Annotated in this window: 15 protein-coding genes, 1 pseudogene and 1 CRISPR repeat array (1 of these 17 cut by a window edge); of the genes and pseudogenes, 6 read left to right on the top strand and 10 right to left on the bottom strand. The window is 26.4% G+C overall.

Going from position 1 to position 17,920, the window contains the following annotated elements:
* Nucleotides 1-4: 4 nt before the first annotated feature.
* Together Q5O29_RS11360 and Q5O29_RS11365 are read right to left on the bottom strand one after the other, a co-directional pair.
* Nucleotides 5-901, bottom strand: coding sequence for a carbohydrate ABC transporter permease (locus Q5O29_RS11360; protein WP_022166817.1), 897 nt, complete (start codon nt 899-901; stop codon nt 5-7).
* A gap of 9 nt (nt 902-910) precedes the next feature.
* Nucleotides 911-1,789, bottom strand: coding sequence for a sugar ABC transporter permease (locus Q5O29_RS11365; protein ID WP_186834621.1), 879 nt, complete (start codon nt 1,787-1,789; stop codon nt 911-913).
* Between the two features lie 416 nt (nt 1,790-2,205).
* Here Q5O29_RS11365 and Q5O29_RS11370 point away from each other — a divergent pair, with 416 nt between their 5' ends.
* Nucleotides 2,206-3,252, top strand: coding sequence for a LacI family DNA-binding transcriptional regulator (locus Q5O29_RS11370; RefSeq protein WP_022213058.1), 1,047 nt, complete (start codon nt 2,206-2,208; stop codon nt 3,250-3,252).
* A gap of 259 nt (nt 3,253-3,511) precedes the next feature.
* Here the strand turns inward: Q5O29_RS11370 and Q5O29_RS11375 are convergent, their stop codons facing one another.
* Together Q5O29_RS11375 and Q5O29_RS11380 are read right to left on the bottom strand one after the other, a co-directional pair.
* Entirely contained in the window at nt 3,512-3,814 is a 303-nt protein-coding gene (locus Q5O29_RS11375) for an HNH endonuclease (protein WP_022213059.1), read from the bottom strand.
* A 96-nt stretch (nt 3,815-3,910) separates the two neighbouring features.
* Complete coding sequence (locus Q5O29_RS11380; protein WP_022213060.1) at nt 3,911-4,819, bottom strand: patatin-like phospholipase family protein; 909 nt, start codon at nt 4,817-4,819, stop codon at nt 3,911-3,913.
* 303 nt (nt 4,820-5,122) lie between these two features.
* Here Q5O29_RS11380 and Q5O29_RS11385 point away from each other — a divergent pair, with 303 nt between their 5' ends.
* Nucleotides 5,123-5,254 (top strand): hypothetical protein, encoded by a 132-nt coding sequence (locus Q5O29_RS11385; protein ID WP_279287093.1) that lies wholly within the window; start codon nt 5,123-5,125, stop codon nt 5,252-5,254.
* 185 nt (nt 5,255-5,439) lie between these two features.
* On the top strand, nt 5,440-6,291 hold the full coding sequence (locus Q5O29_RS11390) for a metallophosphoesterase (protein WP_022213061.1): 852 nt from the start codon (nt 5,440-5,442) through the stop codon (nt 6,289-6,291).
* Between the two features lie 98 nt (nt 6,292-6,389).
* Here Q5O29_RS11390 and Q5O29_RS11395 read toward each other — a convergent pair whose 3' ends face one another.
* Nucleotides 6,390-7,253: a DegV family protein gene (locus Q5O29_RS11395; RefSeq protein ID WP_022213062.1), complete on the bottom strand. Its 864-nt coding sequence runs from the start codon at nt 7,251-7,253 to the stop codon at nt 6,390-6,392.
* Nucleotides 7,254-7,509: 256 nt separating this feature from the next.
* Between Q5O29_RS11395 and Q5O29_RS11400 the strand changes: the two genes are divergently transcribed.
* Nucleotides 7,510-8,421, top strand: a complete 912-nt coding sequence (locus Q5O29_RS11400) for a patatin-like phospholipase family protein (RefSeq protein WP_022213063.1) — start codon at nt 7,510-7,512, stop codon at nt 8,419-8,421.
* A gap of 112 nt (nt 8,422-8,533) precedes the next feature.
* On the opposite strand, the gene deoC is transcribed toward Q5O29_RS11400, so the two are convergent.
* Nucleotides 8,534-9,199, bottom strand: coding sequence for a deoxyribose-phosphate aldolase (deoC, locus tag Q5O29_RS11405; RefSeq protein WP_022213064.1), 666 nt, complete (start codon nt 9,197-9,199; stop codon nt 8,534-8,536).
* Between the two features lie 225 nt (nt 9,200-9,424).
* On the opposite strand from deoC, the gene Q5O29_RS11410 reads away from it, so the two are divergent.
* Entirely contained in the window at nt 9,425-9,943 is a 519-nt protein-coding gene (locus Q5O29_RS11410; RefSeq protein WP_022213065.1) for a ferritin family protein, read from the top strand.
* Nucleotides 9,944-9,988: 45 nt separating this feature from the next.
* Here Q5O29_RS11410 and Q5O29_RS11415 read toward each other — a convergent pair whose 3' ends face one another.
* From Q5O29_RS11415 to Q5O29_RS11425, 3 genes are all read right to left on the bottom strand, one after another.
* Nucleotides 9,989-10,474, bottom strand: coding sequence for a hypothetical protein (locus Q5O29_RS11415; protein WP_022213066.1), 486 nt, complete (start codon nt 10,472-10,474; stop codon nt 9,989-9,991).
* A 23-nt stretch (nt 10,475-10,497) separates the two neighbouring features.
* Entirely contained in the window at nt 10,498-11,016 is a 519-nt protein-coding gene (locus tag Q5O29_RS11420) for a hypothetical protein (protein WP_022213067.1), read from the bottom strand.
* Nucleotides 11,017-11,155: 139 nt separating this feature from the next.
* Nucleotides 11,156-12,412: a sn-glycerol-1-phosphate dehydrogenase gene (locus tag Q5O29_RS11425; RefSeq protein ID WP_022213068.1), complete on the bottom strand. Its 1,257-nt coding sequence runs from the start codon at nt 12,410-12,412 to the stop codon at nt 11,156-11,158.
* Between the two features lie 248 nt (nt 12,413-12,660).
* Between Q5O29_RS11425 and Q5O29_RS11430 the strand changes: the two genes are divergently transcribed.
* Complete coding sequence (locus tag Q5O29_RS11430; protein ID WP_022213069.1) at nt 12,661-13,554, top strand: LysR family transcriptional regulator; 894 nt, start codon at nt 12,661-12,663, stop codon at nt 13,552-13,554.
* A 147-nt stretch (nt 13,555-13,701) separates the two neighbouring features.
* On the opposite strand, the pseudogene Q5O29_RS11435 reads toward Q5O29_RS11430, so the two are convergent.
* Nucleotides 13,702-14,445 (bottom strand): annotated as a pseudogene (locus tag Q5O29_RS11435) (transposase).
* 597 nt (nt 14,446-15,042) lie between these two features.
* Nucleotides 15,043-17,920: direct repeats of the CRISPR family, unit length 29 nt; unit sequence ATTTATATTTAACAAGCATTGTTTTTAAA (it continues 184 nt past the right edge of the window).

Here is a 17,920-nt window from a genome sequence, read left to right on the forward strand (position 1 = left end):
AATATCAGCCTTTTACTGAGCCCATCATTATACCTTTATCAAAATATTTTTGGAAAAATGGATACATAATTAACAATGGTAAACTTGAAATTACTATTGTTGAATACTTTAATAATTCGGCCATCTTAGACATTTCAGCCATATTTTGTATATCAGCTATCATTCCTGTAGATGGTGAATTTTGAATTAATATTGATCTTATTACTAGTTGTAGTGGCTGTAGCTTAGAATCATCTAAATAAATCATTGCATCAAAATATCCATTCCATTGAGCTACAAATTGGTATAACATCAATACTGCTATAATTGGTTTGCATACTGGTAACACTATTTTAAAGAAATGCTTTATTTCACTTGCTCCATCTATAGATGAAGCTTCTCTTAATTCTTTAGGTAGTGACTTAAAATATGTTTTTGCAAGCATTATATTCCATACATTTATGGCTCCTGGTAATAACATAGCCCATATAGTGTTTAAAAGATTTAATTTATCCATCAATAAATATGTTGGGATTAATCCTCCACCTAAAAACATAGTTATTACATATAAAGTGTTTATAAATGTCTTACCCACAAACTTATCTTTTGATAACGGATATGCTGCCATAAGTGTAACTGCAACTGAAATTACTGCATATGAAATTGAATAAAAAATAGAATTTAAAAATCCTCTTAAAATCATATCATCTTGCAGAACTCTCTTATATCCATCTAATGACCATTTGCTAAAATCGAATGTTATTCCTTCACTGCTTAGCACAGTAGGATCTGTAAATGAAGCAATAACTATATATGCAAGTGGAATTATAATAGCAAGTAGAAAAATTCCTAGCAATATATATCCACTATTTAAAATAATTTTATCTGACATTGAAAGATTTCTTTTTCTTTTCTTTACCATTTTACCCTCCTATAAGCCTACTTCTTCATCTTCGTTCATTTTCTTTATAGTTACATTCACCATAATAAGTAGTATTATATTTATTACTGAGTTAAATAATCCAACTGCTGTAGAGAAACTATAATCACCTAACTGTAACCCCATTCTGTAAGTATAAGTAGCTAATATATCAGATGTAGGCATATTTAAACTTGTTTGTAAAGCAAGTGCTTTTTCAAATCCTATACTCATTATTCCACCTACTGATAAAATAAATTGAATAATCATAATTGGCTTTATAGCTGGAATATCAACATTCCAAATCTGTTGAAAAATATTAGCTCCATCAATGACAGCAGCTTCTGTTAGTTCCTTACTTGAATTAGAAAGAGCTGCGGTGTAAATAATAGACGCCCAACCTGCCCCTTGCCAAATTCCACTGGCAATATATATAGTACGGAATGCTTCTGGCTTAGTCATAAAATTAATTGATGTTCCCAAAAATTGATTTACAGGTCCAACAGGAGATAAAAATAATATAATCATACCTGATATTACTATTACAGAAATAAAGTTTGGTGCATAAATTATTAATTGCACTATTTTCTTTATTCTTTCACTTTTTACCCTAGTTAAAAGTAAAGCTAAAATAATTGGTACTGGAAATCCCCATAACAATCCATAAACGCTTAATTTTAAAGTATTCATCAGTAAGGTCATAAAATCTGGTGAGGACATAAATCTTTGGAAATGTTTTAATCCAACCCACTCACTTCCTAGTATTCCACTGATAGGGTTATAGTCTTCAAAAGCAATTAGTATTCCACCTATAGGAATATACTTAAAAATTATTAACAACAGTAATGGAGGTAATGTAAAAAACAAATATAACTGGTAGTTTTTTTTCATATAATCTAATTTTTTATAAATACTTACTTTTAAATCTTGCTTTTTACTTCTGAAAAACTCTCCCTGTATTTTTTCATTTCTAACTAAAACATCACTTTTTAGCTCTCTCAATATAATCTCATCCCTTCTTATAATTTTAGAAACAATTCCGCTTACCTTTATACCATTGCAAACATTTTCATTTCTCTATAAACTAATATTATCACCATTATTTTACATCGTCAACTATTTTTGTTATATTTATCAATATTTTATTTTTACATTGTAAACTATATACTTTTTATATTGTAAACTATACTCTTTTACTTTTGTAACAATAATTATGTATTTATCTTTTATTTTTATAGTTAGTTTGCTATACTTATTATAAATATTTTAAAAATTTATAAATTTGTAAAAATGAGGAGTTATAAATAATGCAAAACAAGAAAATTACAGCACAAGATATAGCTGATAAATTAAATATATCAAGAAACACTGTTTCCAAAGCGCTAAATAATACTGGAAATATATCTGAAGATACTAAGATGAAAGTAATCCAAACTGCATTTGAGATGGGCTATAAGAATTTTTCTCAAGAAAATAAAAATATTACTTTTAAAAATAAAGAAATTGCACTTTTCACCACTAATATGCCAAACTCTTCACACTTTGGTTCTAAATTTTTATCTGGATTTGAAAAAAAGATAAGTAGTTTGGGGATAAAGTTATCAATATATATAATTAGAGAAGATGATTTACTCTCTAGAAAGCTACCAAGCAACTTTCAAACTGAATTAATAGATGCAATTATTTGCATAGAAATGTTTGATGCTAATTATAGCAACTTTATTTGTAAGCTAGGAATTCCTACACTGTTCATCGATTGCCCTACTACTAAAGAATGTCCTAATCTTGAATCAGATATTCTACTGATGGAAAATTATAATAGTGTTTATACTGTAACTAAAAACCTAATAAATAATGGTTGTAAAAATATAAGTTTCGTAGGTGATCCTAATCATTGCCAAAGCTTTTATGAACGTTGGCAAGGCTACTGCTCAGCATTACTTGATTATAATATTCAACTTGATAAAAGCACATGTATATTAGATAATGATTCAAATCCATATTCAGATTCTTCATGGCTTAGAGATAATATTAAGAAACTAGATAAACTTCCTGATGCATTTATCTGTGCAAATGATTTTATTGCTGTATCATTGGTAAATGCTTTAAAATCAATTAATATTTCTATTCCTGAAGATACTTTAGTATGTGGGTTTGATGGTTCATTGGAGGCAAAAATTATAGTACCTCAACTTACTACTATTACTATTCCTAGTTATGATATGGGCAATTTAGCAGCTGAATTAATTATTTCACGTATCAAAGATAATTCTACGCCATTTAAAACTGTTCATGTAAAAACCTCAATAGACTATAGGGAGTCAACAGGTTTTAATATTATTAATACATTATAAAACTAGTTAACTTAACTAGTTTTATATTTTACCGGTTACACAACCGGTTACTTTCTTTATTTTACCACTTACATATATCCCTTTCAAGACTTTTCTTATTTTAAGTATTAATAAATCATAATTTTTATCTATATTATGTTGTTTAGTTATTTTGAATCTCTTCCAAAAATATAATAGCTAAATATACCCATAAATAAGATATATTATCTTATTTATGGGTATATTAAACTAATTAAGTTGTAAGTATTTTATTTATTCTTTACCTCTTGCTTTTCTTTCTTACTTCCCTAGACTTTTTTATGGATAGCTTCTTTGATGGACATTGCTTTTTTACATACTTAAGATATTTTTCAATCTTATAATCACATTTAAGTTTTTCTAAAGTATTGAGTCTCATGGCAAGTTCCTTATTAGTATATAAGGCATGAGTTTGTTTATGACAGTCTTCACATAGCAATGCAGTTTCCTTATCTCTTCCTCCCTCTTCCCTTGGAATAAGGTGATGTTCTGTAAGTTTAGGGACACCAGACCTTTTACATAATTCACAAACAAGTTCCTTCATTTCTTATCTCCATATTTCTATTCCTATATTTTATTAATATTTTTAACAAATTTATATAATATATTTATCAATTAATGTATTTCTATAAAAATCTATTTACCTAGATATAAATTTATCCACTATCTTTTTAGAATAATTATAAGCTTTATATAATCTAGGATTAGCTTTCTCCTCTTCTTTTTCTTTAATAAACTTTACCATTTCCACTATAGGCATAAGCTTGTTCATAGTATCATTATATCCTTCATTTATCCGTATTCTTTTAGCATCTGCATCTAAATTCAAAGTTCCATTTAAAGTATTTTCCACAAGTCTTTCAGGAGAAATTATTATTAATTTTGCCTCTGGATAAAGACTCCTATCTATTGTTACTTCCTTGGAAAGCAGTACAACAATTATTATGTCACATCCCTCATCATAAACTGGCTGTATAGGCGTATTATCCACCATACCACCATCAATATATTTATCTCCTAACACTTCTGTACTATCATAAATTAACGGAAGTGATGCCGATGCTAAAATCATTTTTCTTGCTTCATTTTCTTCATAATCATTTATTCTGAAATACTTAACAGAACACTCTGGAATCTTGGTACATGCAGCATAACATATTTTGTTATTTTCATTAACTTTATTACAATCAATGTACTTATTTAATACTTCAACAGCACCTTCATTACTTATTGAACCATGGTCTAACTTATCACTGAGTAATTTAATTACAAGCTGTGGATTTTTGCTTCCTAAATATAATCCTATTCCTCTTTTTATTAATTCCTTCTTACTTATTGGTACTAGCTTATCCATAGTAACTTCATCCCATAAATTTTCTGCTTTTTCCAAATCATCCATTGCAAATAAAGCTGCATTAAAAGCTCCGATAGATGTTCCTGAAAAAACTGATATATACTTATTTAAGTTAAGCTCTTTTAATGCTTTCCATACGCCAAGCTCATATGCTCCTTTTCCGCCTCCACCTGATAAAACTAATCCTATCTTCATCTTTTTTCACCTACTATTTTAAATGTACTTATTTTTATATTTTAATTATACTTTATTTGAAATTCTTATTCAAAATCCCTCTATACCTATGAATAAATAAATTAATCTATTTATTTCTAATTTATAGATAAACTTCTTTATCAATCACCTACTATTTATCAAATGTTTGACTTGCATCATAACCTAAATTTCTAAAATCAGAGTTTAGTAATTCTATTCACAAAAAATAAAAATATAATACTATACACTTTTAAAAATATGTTGAATATACTGTAGTATATAAATATTTAGGAGGTAATAATTATGTATAATAATAACAATTGTTGCTATAATCCTTGTCAATGCAATAATGGACGTTATGGAAATTATGGTTATGGAAATTGGGGATTTAATAATAACCTATACTGGCTTCCACTATTATTCTTATTCTTCTAATTTTTTATCAATTAGTTTTATTTGGCATATGAATTTTTCATATGCCATTTATATTTATGACAAATAAATTAAATACATCATATATTATTATTGAATTTAAATATTAACTTTGCATTATGTAAAAATAATTAAAACTATATAATAAATATCTGAAATATTTACTGCTTATTCTTGGAGAGATTTATATGAAATTTATTATTTTTGGTGATACTAAAGGAAAAGACAATGGTATAAATAAAAAGGTTTTAAACAACTTATTAAAATCATCTAAAAAATATGCTCCATCACCTGATTTTATAATAATTTGTGGTGATTCAATTGCTGGTTCAAAAGACACTAATATTTTAAAACTCCAACTTGAGGATTTTAACAGCACAATAAATAAACATTATCCAAACACTCAACTTTTACCTGTAATTGGTGATAACGAAGTTAATACAAACCCTACAGATAATCGCTTTGAAAAGATATTTGCCTCAATTTATGACAATATGATTCCTGAAAGTAATTATCTTAAGGAATATAATAAAACAATATATTTCTTAGACTTTTCTAATATACGAATTATTGTTCTAAACTCCTTTCACTATGGTGAAATTCAGAAAGTTAGTGAAAGAGTTCTTCATTGGCTAAAGGAAATAACAACTGATTGTAATAAGAAAAAGCTTCTTTTCATACATTCTCCACTATTTCCAACTGGAGCTCATTTAGGAGATTGCTTAGATTTATATGCAGCTGACCGTGATAATTTATTACTTACCATAGAAGAATGTAATATTGATGCTGTTTTTTGTGGTCATGAGCATAATTACTCTAGACGTCTTATAAATAAAACTAATAATTTGAAAGACCTATATCAAATTATAACAGGCGGTGGTGGTGAAAAACTTAGAGATAAATATAAAAGTAAAAAAGGTGTGATAGTGGCGCCTATTGCAGAATATCATTATTTAATTGCTGATTCATACGATGATTATATTAAAATTACATCCATAAATATTAAAGGTAAAATATTAGATCAATTTATCATAGAATAGTGTTAAACCCTACAAAATCATTTTAAGTGACTTTGTAGGGTTTAACACTATTTTAAGTATCTCAATTTGATACTATATGCAATTTATATCTATATTATTTAAACTAGAGAGTATTTTAAAGCATCATGCTTCTTAATATATTGTATTGAAATACATCCTGGTCCACCTTGAGTAGTAAAAGCTGGTCCTAATAACCCCACTTCAATATCAGCATCTGGTATAGCTGATAATATTATTTTCTTAACTTCTTCTGCTCCATCTTCATTAAATGCATGATAAATATACAGCTTATGTTCAGAATTTATACCATCCTCTGTCATCTGTTCTATTATCTTTTGAACAGCTTTTTTATAAGTTCGCTTTGTGGTAAACTTAACTAAGGATTTCTTATCATCAGACATTGTCATTACAGGAACTAGCTTTATTACACTTCCTATCTTACCAACTATTGAGGATATTCTTCCACCTCGCACTAAATAATCAAAATCATGTGGAATTAAATATGATTTAGATTCTTTTAATGCCTTATTAATTTCATCAACTATTTCTTTACATTGTCTTCCTTGTTCCACAAGTTCCATTGCTAAATCTACTAAATATTTTTGTGGACCACATAAAGTTTGTGAATTGATTACATGTATACGCTCTGGATTTTCAACCATTCCTCTAGCTACACAAGCTGAATTATATGTACCAGATAAACCATCAGCCATTGAAATATTTATTATTTCATCTTCTTTATACTGATTATATATATCAACAACATGTCCAATTGACGGTTGAGATGAAGTTGGCATATGTCCTTCATTTATTATCTTTATAAATTCTTCCGTTTCTATGTCTTCATATTCTCTATAATTTTTTCCATTTATATGTACTGTTAGTGAGGCAATTGTTATGTTCTTTTCTTGACCTTTTTTTTCTGAATAAAGTGATGATGAATCTGATATTATTCTAATCATGCTTATTTCCCCATTCCTCTATATTTTACTTAATTCATATAAAACCTAATAACGTAGTTTTTAAAACTACTTGTTTTAAGGTTATCATACCAAACATTTTTTGTCAATATTCTTCATCATATTCACTTCTTAAACAATAACTTTTAAATATAACATTATTGACTTATTATCATAAAGCTTTTTGTAGAATTAAAATTTCACAATATTAATTTATCTTGCTAAACTATTTATAGAACTATTTTTTTAGGTGATATTTATGAAAATTAATCTTGTATGTCAAGGAGGAGGAGTCCGTGGAATTGCCCATATAGGTGCTTTATGTGCTCTAGAAGATTATGGCTTTACATTCAATTGCTTTTCTGGAACTTCCGTAGGTGCCTTAGTAACTTCACTTATGGCTGTAGGTTACTCTGCTTACGAAGTAAAAAAAATCTTATTTGATATAGATTTTAATTTATATATTAATAAAACCATATTGGCATCTATCCCATTTATAGGAAGAAACCTAAGCATATTTAAATCTAAAGGCATCTTTTCTACCTCTGCCATTGAAGAATTGCTTACAGAGCTTTATAGTGCAAAGGGAAAAAAATATTTTAAAGATATTTCTAATAACAGCAATTTTTTAAGATTTATTGCTACTGATATAACACAAAAACAAATATTAATTCTTCCTGAAGATTTAAAAAAATATAATATTAATCCAATGAATTTTGAAATATCTAAAGCTGTAAAAATGAGTATAAGCCTACCTTTTATATTTATTCCTGAAAAACTAAAGACTCCTAAAGGTTCCTGCTACATAGTAGATGGTGGACTCATAAGTAATCTCCCTATCTGGCTTTTTAATAATACTACTACAAAGTACCCCACCTTTGCTTTGAAGCTTGTAAGTAATCAAGATAAAAATATAACTTATGCAGAAAAATGCCCTTTAAGTAAGTATTTAATGGATATTCTAGATGCCTGTATGACTACAAATGAATCTATTTACTTTAGTTCACTAAAGAATATCCACACCATAGATATTCCTACCTTTGATATTGCTGTTACAGATTTTTATATATCCTATCAAAATAAAGAAAAACTTTTTAATTCTGGCTATAATACCATGACTAATTTTTTAAAAAAGAACAATATCTCATCTAATACAATTAATCTTAATTAAATAAGAAAAGATGCCTTCTTACTTAAAGAGAAGCATCTTTTCTTATTTATTTTTCTTTTTTCTATATATTCTGTATCCTGATGAATTAATTATCCATTTTCAATTAATTCTTTTAGTATCCTGTTACTTCTTCACCTTTAAGCATGTTAACAGCAGAACTTGTTCCTATTCTGTCACATCCTTCATTTATAAACATTTCTAAATCAGCTATAGTCTTAACGCCACCTGCTGCCTTCATCTTTACATTTGGTCCTATATGTTTCTTAAATAATCTTATATCTTCTATTGTTGCTCCTGCTGTACCAAAACCAGTTGATGTCTTGATATAATCAGCTCCAGCTTCTGTAACAGCTTTGCACATAGAGATCTTTTCTTCTTCAGTTAAATAACAAGTTTCTATAATAACCTTTAAAATTTTATCTCCACAAACTTCCTTTAAGTCAGCAATTTCTTTAGTTACTTTATCATAATCTCCATTTTTAACATCACTTATATTAATAACCATATCAATTTCATTAGCACCATCTTCAATTGCTTTTTTAGTTTCTAAAACTTTTGCTTCTGTTACTGAGTATCCTAGAGGAAAGCCTACTACTGTACAAATATTAATTTTATTGCCATATGTTTTATGAATACGTGAAATATAGCAAGCTGGAACACATACTGAGGCTGTTCCATACTCAATAGCTTCATCACATAATACTTTTATATCTTCCCAAGTAGCCACAGCCTTTAATAATGTATGATCTATATGTTTTAATATTTCTTTTCTTTCCATAATATTACCCCTTTTTTTACATAATTTTAATTTTCCTATTTATTATAATAATCAACACTTATAAATAAGTCAAACCTTGTTTATTGGAACTTTAAATATTTCTGAAATAACCATATAACCAGATTCTAGCAATACATTTACTAAAAATAAAACTTATTCTTGTATAGACATTATTAACACTCCTTAAACATATTATATATATAATTGTTTTTTAGGAGTTTTTTTATGGACAATAATCTTAACTTATGCAAGGCAAAGCTTCCTTATCCTCCAATAGTTGTTGCAAAGCCAAATAAGCATTATGCCGAAATAATCCAAGTTAACTTTGCTGGTGCTGTATCTGAATTTTCTGCCATATCTCAATATATAAATCATCACTTCAGAACAGAAAATCAATACCCTGAAATTTCAAAAACATTAGAACATATTGCAATAGTAGAAATGTATCATTTAGAAATATTAGGAAAGCTAATAATAAAACTAGGTGGAAACCCTGGCTACTGGATTAACAAAAAAGATAAAAAATTAAACTGGAGTCCTCATTTTATTAATTATGGCTTAAATGTAACCGAAATGATAAATTACGATATTAAAGATGAAAAGGTAGCTATTAAACAATATATTAGTACTCAGAAAAAAATAGATGATTCCAACATAATTTCAATTATTGATAGGATAATTCTAGATGAAGAAGTCCATATTCAAATTCTTACTGAATTATCAAAGAAATATTTGACACCATAAAAATAAAAGGAGCTATGCTAGCTCCTTTTATAAATTATATTCAATTTATCCAGCACATTCCATATTATTATAACCGGCAATATTCACAGTAATCCATATACCATACTTCCTTACATTTTCAAAAACAGTTTCCATATCATTATAATCAGCTCTTGTTAATTCTTTATTTAGAGCTACTTCTATAGACTCCTTTTCTGAATTTAACCAACTATCTATTTCATTTATCTTAACCGTTTCTAAAACCTTGTATAATTTACTAATTTCCCTCATAACAATTTTACTATATGAACTACTATAACTTTGAAGTTTAATAATACTTAATCCATCAGTTTTTAATCTCACTAAATCCTTCTCCATAACCTCTCTTAAGGAAATATGTAAATTACTTATTGATTTTTCATTTGAAGCAATCATTTTTCTAGTTTCACTGTTTATCTCTTTAGTTTCTATATTAAATAATTCTGATTGATACAAAGCATATAAGCTTATGATTATTGATATACCACTAAATATAATAGTTAAAATCTCCATTTTATTCCCCCACTCATTAGTTTTTAACTTATTTCTATTTTTTCTTTTATATCTCTATATAAATCTACATTTAAACTTACCCATATTCCATACTTTTCTAATTGTTCTAAACTTATCTCAATATTTTTATAATCCTCTCGGTTAATATCCTTTGACAATTTTAAAATAACTTTTTGCTCATCATTATCAAGCCACATATCTAAATCAGATATTGATTTTGATGCTAATATATTACTTAAATACATTATGCTATGTAATATATTAAATTTATTTTCTAAATTATAATTATTCATCTTTATTAATACCATTTCATTTTTTATAAATGTAACTTCTTCTTTAGCCTCTAATTTTGTTTCTTCTTTATTTATTACTTCATCAAGTGTGCTATGTAAATTATTTATGGATTTCTCATTGCAATCAATCATTAGTTTTGTATCTTTATTTAATTCTCTTGATAACTTGTTAAAGTGTTCTGATTGATAAACAGCTATACAGCTTATCAAAATAGATAAAACCCCACAAAAAACCGCTATAATTACCATTATCTTCTCCTTAAACTTATTTTTCGTTATTTTACTTAATATTATATAATAGACCTAAATAATACACAATATTTTATTATAACTATATTAATTTATTGTAAATAAGAAATGCTATATTTCTACAGCATTTCTAATATTTTTAATATTCTAACATTTTTGAAATTCTCATAAGAGTAAGTCTATTTCTCACATATGGTGATACTCTAATGCTATTTTGCTTTACATCATTAGACAACCCTATCTCTTCTAATGTTGTAACAGCTTTTGCTCTCTTTAATGTATCCTTTACAAAGTCTAAGGTAGGAAGTTTTTCTAATATTTCAGCAATACTTTCTAATCTATTTTGTAAGATAACTTTATTTACATTTAATAAAGGATCTGGTGTATTTTCTTTCATAATAGAATCATACATTTCTCTACTCTTAAATACTTCCTTTAGCATATCCTCTTCCAAACCATAATATTTTTTGACTCTACATCTACCATTTTCAATGGATTTTTTTATTTTCTTATATTCTTCCATTACCAATATTAAACCTACTGATACTTTTTCACCATGATATGCATCTAAATGTTTATTAATAACTTCCATTTCCCATAAGTGAGACATATGATGCTCTGCTCCTGAAGCTGGTCTTGAATTTCCTATTATCTGCATTGCAAGTCCTGATAAAATTAAAGCATACATCAATTGTTCATAAGCCTCCAACTTACCAAGAACTAAATCATCTACACATTCACAAAGTTTATTTACTGCATCTATTTCCATATTGCATACTTTATTACAAATATACTCCCCAATTACTATACTTGAAATTTTCCAGTCTACTAAAGCTGTATATTTTCCTATTAAATCCGATACCCCTGATGCAGTAAGCCTATATGGTGCTTCTTTAAATATATCTGTATCTGCTACTACATAAATAGGTGATACTGCAGTAAATGTTTTTTTATCACCTCTCCAAGTCATAGCAGCTACTGTAGATACAAATCCATCTACACTTGCTGCTGTAGGAACAGATATAAAAGGGATATCTTTATTATATGCCACATATCTAGTTATATCATGAATAGTTCCTGAACCTAATGCTATTAAAACATCATTTTCTACCGATAAGCACTCATATACCTTTTGTACTGCTATTTCATTGGCATGAAGATTTTCAGACTTTAAATTTATAAACTTTCCTTTTGGAATAATTTCTTTAATTTCTTCCCCTGCTGCAGCATAAGTATTTTCATCACATATTATTGTTATGTTTTTAAATCCCTCTTTTTCCATAATCATTGAAAGCTTTTTAATAGCTTCACTTTCAATTATTATATCCTTCACCATAATTTTATGTTCCTTACCACATCCACAAAATCCTATAAACTTATTAATGTCTACTCTCATATATCCTCACCATCCATCTATAATATTCTATATGTAAAATTATACCATTTTTATATTGAAATAAGGATATATTAATTGAAAATAATACACAAGTAATAAAGAGTACTATTTCCTTAAATATTACTTGTATAGTATAATCTTCATATATTATATTCATAAGTAAAATAAATATTAAAAATAATTATCATTAATATTTTTAATAATAAACTTATATTTTACTTTCATTATCACTTTGAAGGGAGAATCTTATGCTAGAAGAATTAAAAACTTTCATTGCCGTAGTAGAACATAAAAATTTTACTAGAGCTGGTGAATACTTAAACTTATCACAACCAAGCGTTAGTACCCATATAAAAAACTTAGAAAGCTCCTTTGATGTTACATTAATAAATCGTTCTGTTAAACAAAAAAACATATGTATCACAGAAAATGGATATAAATTATATGAAAAAGCAAAAGAAATAATAAATTTACTTGATATTACATATATAGAAGTTAAAGATAATAATAACTCCTTAAAAGGTACTTTAAAGGTAGGTGCAAGTCTTACCATAGGAGAATATTTTCTTCCTAAATTCCTTTCACTTTTTTCAAAAAAATACCCTGACATAGATGTGGAAATTATTATTGAAAACACTTCATTAATATGTTCACATTTAAAAGACTTAACTCTTGATATTGGACTTATAGAAGGAACTCCTTCCACCGGAAGCTTTAATCAAGAATATTTCCTAAAGGATCAATTGGTCTTAGCCTTTAATCCTAATAATAGTGAACTTACAAATATCCAGTCCTTTGAAGAGCTAAATAATCATTTATGGGTTGTAAGAGAGGATGGTTCAGGTACTAGGGAATATTTCAATATGTTCTTAGAAAGCAATAAGATAATTCCTAATAAAATATTAGTTTTAGGTAGTAACTACGCTATTAAAGAAGCTGTAAAAAACAACCTTGGAATCACTCTTACATCAAGTCTAGTTACTGAAGAAGCTGTTGCAAATGGAGAAATCTGTATTAATAACTTTAATGATGAATATAACAGATATTTCTCTTATATAACACCAAAAAACATTACTATGTCAAAGGCAATTCAAGTTTTTATCGATGAATTAAATAATTTTTCCAAAAAAACTACTTGCTAATAAAGGGGGCTGTCGCATTAGCGGATTGAAATCTGTTAGAGATAGCTCCCTTTTATGTAATTTTTAGAAGATTATTTTTATAAATATGAAATTTATAAAAATAGGCACACTTTAATAAGCCTACTGAAAAAGGCTTTTTTTATATATTTATGCTTTTTTTAATGGAAATAAATGCTTACAAGTTCGGTTTCCTTGAATTTTGTTATGTAACTTATTTATATTATGTGCTTTTGCAAGAAGTACACTTTCTGATAATACATTATTTTTGCCACGACACATAAATCTTTTAAAATTCATATCATGCTTTATTTGAGCAAAGGAACCTTCTGGTTGGATGCTTCTATTCATTCTAAGTTGACATCACTCTTTTGATGTTATTCTATCTAAACATTCTTTTCTTTGTTTGTTAAACTTCTTTAATGTTTCAAACCTTTTAACTCTTTGTTCTAATGGAGTTTTAGAATTATTACCTTTGATACATTTAGATTTAAAAAAGCAATTATTACAATCTTCGCAGATATAAACAGTTTTTTCACTTTGATATCCAGTTTTTGATTTTCTAATTTTTATACTATCTACTTTTAGCTGTTTATTATTTTTACATATATAAAAATCATTATCTTCATCGTAGATCATATTTTCAATTTTGCCGATATCATTTTTATATTTTCTTGTTTGTGATATTTCATAATTTGCAGTTTTAATAAATGCTACTTGATTATTTTCTTCAATAAATGAATAGTTTTCTTCACTTTCATATCCAGCATCAGCAACTATTTTTAAATATTTAAAATTTAGACTTTCTTCCATACTCTTAAGAAAAGGAATTAATGTAGTTGTATCTGTTGGCTGTGGACCAATTGTTAACCAGGTAATAGTATTGCGTACCATTTTTAAGATTTATACCTTATAGGCTATTTATATCAACAATATTATCTAACAGAGTCTAATAAAAAAATAATAGGCGCTTTCCAGTCTATTCAAGCGCTAAGCCACTAAGTTGTTTCAAGAAACAGTTTTGGGGAGTTATAAAATGGTTTGGTGTTTACCCAAACTTTAATAGAGTTTTTTAAACAAGAAATAATATATATCTAAAGAAAACATTAGGACACTAATGTATAGGATACACTATTAGTGTCTCCTATACATTTATCAAAAGATATATTCAAATACAACAGTTCTTCTGAACTTTGTGAAGTTACTCTAGCAAGATTCATACAATTGCTAGAAAAACACAAATAATATAAAAACACTATTTATACCTTAACAAGATATACAACACACATAGGAACAATCAACTCACAAAATATTATTTACCAGGCGATTTTACTAACTAAACCATCCCCACCCCTTGACTTTACTGGTCTAAAGGGATATTATAGTTACAAAGATAAAAATTTTGTAATTGGCTGGTAAAAAAAATAATAAATGAGATTATCTATGGTTTTAGTAGAGGTCTTCGATTTTTAGAATGGCTATTTTACTAGTATTTATATTTAACAAGCATTGTTTTTAAAGTCTAATGTTTTATAGCTAATATTACTGATATTGTTATTTATATTTAACAAGCATTGTTTTTAAAGTGTAACGGGTGAATATGAAAATGAAAATGAATATGAATTTATATTTAACAAGCATTGTTTTTAAAGTTAGCTTCCATTGTTGCTACTCCTTTACGTTTAGAAATTTATATTTAACAAGCATTGTTTTTAAAGTATCCTTCTTTAATTAACTCCATTATAACAATCCATATTTATATTTAACAAGCATTGTTTTTAAAGGTCCAACTTTTTCGAGGTTTACTAAAATATCTTAATATTTATATTTAACAAGCATTGTTTTTAAAGTACAAACTCCTTTAGTTTTATAAAAGATATACCAGTATTTATATTTAACAAGCATTGTTTTTAAAGGGTAAAGAATATGAATTAGAAGGTTATGAAGATATATTTATATTTAACAAGCATTGTTTTTAAAGAATTCCATACAACAATTTATACATTCTCTCAAATTCATTTATATTTAACAAGCATTGTTTTTAAAGTTAGTTTATTTATCAATACTTAGTGCAAAAGTAATAATTTATATTTAACAAGCATTGTTTTTAAAGAACTTTAATAGAAATTTCCATAAAAGTTTGGCAATTATTTATATTTAACAAGCATTGTTTTTAAAGGCAGTTGCAGAAACTTACTTAGAAGATGCTTATAAATTTATATTTAACAAGCATTGTTTTTAAAGTCTTTAATTTTATAGAATATTCCATAGCCTTGGAGTATTTATATTTAACAAGCATTGTTTTTAAAGGATAATTCTTTAAAATAATGCACTCTATGATTTAATATTTATATTTAACAAGCATTGTTTTTAAAGTCTTTTAAGTAATTAGGGTACTTAATTCATCAATGGATTTATATTTAACAAGCATTGTTTTTAAAGACTTTGAACTAGATGTTACACAATTTGTTGTGTTTAAATTTATATTTAACAAGCATTGTTTTTAAAGTGGTATCCTGCTAGAAATCTTATAATACTATTTTATATTTATATTTAACAAGCATTGTTTTTAAAGTTTAAAGAATTAAACCCAGCCCCCATAAACATAATAATTTATATTTAACAAGCATTGTTTTTAAAGGATAAAGGTGTAAATGCTTTAGAAACTATGGTAAAATTTATATTTAACAAGCATTGTTTTTAAAGGCATTAGAAAAAGATTTCTTTATAAATTGACCAGTATATTTATATTTAACAAGCATTGTTTTTAAAGCCAAATACTGGATATTATATGCTGTTTGATGTAGTGATTTATATTTAACAAGCATTGTTTTTAAAGCAGACAATATCATCAGAAATTGAAACAATGAAAGGATTTATATTTAACAAGCATTGTTTTTAAAGGAGTAAATTTTGATACATCACGATACGGAAGTCCTGAATTTATATTTAACAAGCATTGTTTTTAAAGGTATGAAAATGGGAAAAAATAATAAGCCTGACATTGATTTATATTTAACAAGCATTGTTTTTAAAGTATTTGATATGGTAATTATAAAAGATAATTGATAAGATTTATATTTAACAAGCATTGTTTTTAAAGGAAAGATGGAATAATCACAAGTATTAATGGTTACAGACATTTATATTTAACAAGCATTGTTTTTAAAGGCTAACCTATACGGGCAAATATTAAGGGCTTTAGAATTTATATTTAACAAGCATTGTTTTTAAAGTTAGCTGAAAAATTAAAGCAAACTCAAGCAGATGGGATTTATATTTAACAAGCATTGTTTTTAAAGGAAGATGTATGGGACCCAGATGAAATTAAAGTTATAATTTATATTTAACAAGCATTGTTTTTAAAGGCTTAAATCTTTAAAAAATGAAAAAACTATAAGCAGATTTATATTTAACAAGCATTGTTTTTAAAGTTTGGTGTAAATGCTCGTCCAGTCTTAGTATTAAACATTTATATTTAACAAGCATTGTTTTTAAAGAGCCTTATTTTTTTATTACTCTAAATAATTAATCTTATTTATATTTAACAAGCATTGTTTTTAAAGGATTTAGAGGAAGCCAAACGTGTGCTAGAAGAGTTATTTATATTTAACAAGCATTGTTTTTAAATGATCTACCATAATCAGCTAATCCTTGTAATTCTAAATTTATATTTAACAAGCATTGTTTTTAAATGAATTCATACAAGAAGAAATGGTTGAAATTTTAAAAATTTATATTTAACAAGCATTGTTTTTAAATCCTACCGCAATTGGATTTCCGTTTAGATCCAAAATTGATTTATATTTAACAAGCATTGTTTTTAAATTTTCGTAGTTTTAAAATTTATGCTGCATTAAAAACGATTTATATTTAACAAGCATTGTTTTTAAATTCTTACCATGAAGATGGGGAGTTTTTCTTTAACACTATTTATATTTAACAAGCATTGTTTTTAAATTAATTAAAATAATTAGCTTGACCTATTGCTGAAATATTTATATTTAACAAGCATTGTTTTTAAATCTATTTTTAAAAATCCATTCAATATTCATAATTCAAATTTATATTTAACAAGCATTGTTTTTAAAGGAACTATATGAGTATGTTAAAAAAGAGATTTTAGAAATTTATATTTAACAAGCATTGTTTTTAAAGTAATCTAATAATGACTTTCTACTCATATCTAATGCATTTATATTTAACAAGCATTGTTTTTAAAGACATCTATTTAACGTATTCTTATATTAGTTATAAGCATTTATATTTAACAAGCATTGTTTTTAAAGCCTACAACAATTGGTAATACAATAAGCAGAATAAAATTTATATTTAACAAGCATTGTTTTTAAAGAGTCAGCTTGATTAC

Source organism: Clostridium sp. CAG:265 (assembly GCF_000436575.1).
In the GTDB taxonomy this organism is placed as follows: domain Bacteria; phylum Bacillota; class Clostridia; order Clostridiales; family Clostridiaceae; genus Clostridium; species Clostridium lentum.

Bases quoted from the DNA above. Each gene is read 5' to 3' on its own strand.
- Q5O29_RS11360 (WP_022166817.1), bottom strand. From the start codon at position 901: ATGGTAAAGAAAAGAAAAAGAAATCTTTCAATGTCAGATAAAATTATT.
- Q5O29_RS11365 (WP_186834621.1), bottom strand. From the start codon at position 1,789: ATGAAAAAAAACTACCAGTTATATTTGTTTTTTACATTACCTCCATTA.
- Q5O29_RS11370 (WP_022213058.1), top strand. From the start codon at position 2,206: ATGCAAAACAAGAAAATTACAGCACAAGATATAGCTGATAAATTAAAT.
- Q5O29_RS11375 (WP_022213059.1), bottom strand. From the start codon at position 3,814: ATGAAGGAACTTGTTTGTGAATTATGTAAAAGGTCTGGTGTCCCTAAA.
- Q5O29_RS11380 (WP_022213060.1), bottom strand. From the start codon at position 4,819: ATGAAGATAGGATTAGTTTTATCAGGTGGAGGCGGAAAAGGAGCATAT.
- Q5O29_RS11385 (WP_279287093.1), top strand. From the start codon at position 5,123: ATGTATAATAATAACAATTGTTGCTATAATCCTTGTCAATGCAATAAT.
- Q5O29_RS11390 (WP_022213061.1), top strand. From the start codon at position 5,440: ATGAAATTTATTATTTTTGGTGATACTAAAGGAAAAGACAATGGTATA.
- Q5O29_RS11395 (WP_022213062.1), bottom strand. From the start codon at position 7,253: ATGATTAGAATAATATCAGATTCATCATCACTTTATTCAGAAAAAAAA.
- Q5O29_RS11400 (WP_022213063.1), top strand. From the start codon at position 7,510: ATGAAAATTAATCTTGTATGTCAAGGAGGAGGAGTCCGTGGAATTGCC.
- deoC (WP_022213064.1), bottom strand. From the start codon at position 9,199: ATGGAAAGAAAAGAAATATTAAAACATATAGATCATACATTATTAAAG.
- Q5O29_RS11410 (WP_022213065.1), top strand. From the start codon at position 9,425: ATGGACAATAATCTTAACTTATGCAAGGCAAAGCTTCCTTATCCTCCA.
- Q5O29_RS11415 (WP_022213066.1), bottom strand. From the start codon at position 10,474: ATGGAGATTTTAACTATTATATTTAGTGGTATATCAATAATCATAAGC.
- Q5O29_RS11420 (WP_022213067.1), bottom strand. From the start codon at position 11,016: ATGGTAATTATAGCGGTTTTTTGTGGGGTTTTATCTATTTTGATAAGC.
- Q5O29_RS11425 (WP_022213068.1), bottom strand. From the start codon at position 12,412: ATGAGAGTAGACATTAATAAGTTTATAGGATTTTGTGGATGTGGTAAG.
- Q5O29_RS11430 (WP_022213069.1), top strand. From the start codon at position 12,661: ATGCTAGAAGAATTAAAAACTTTCATTGCCGTAGTAGAACATAAAAAT.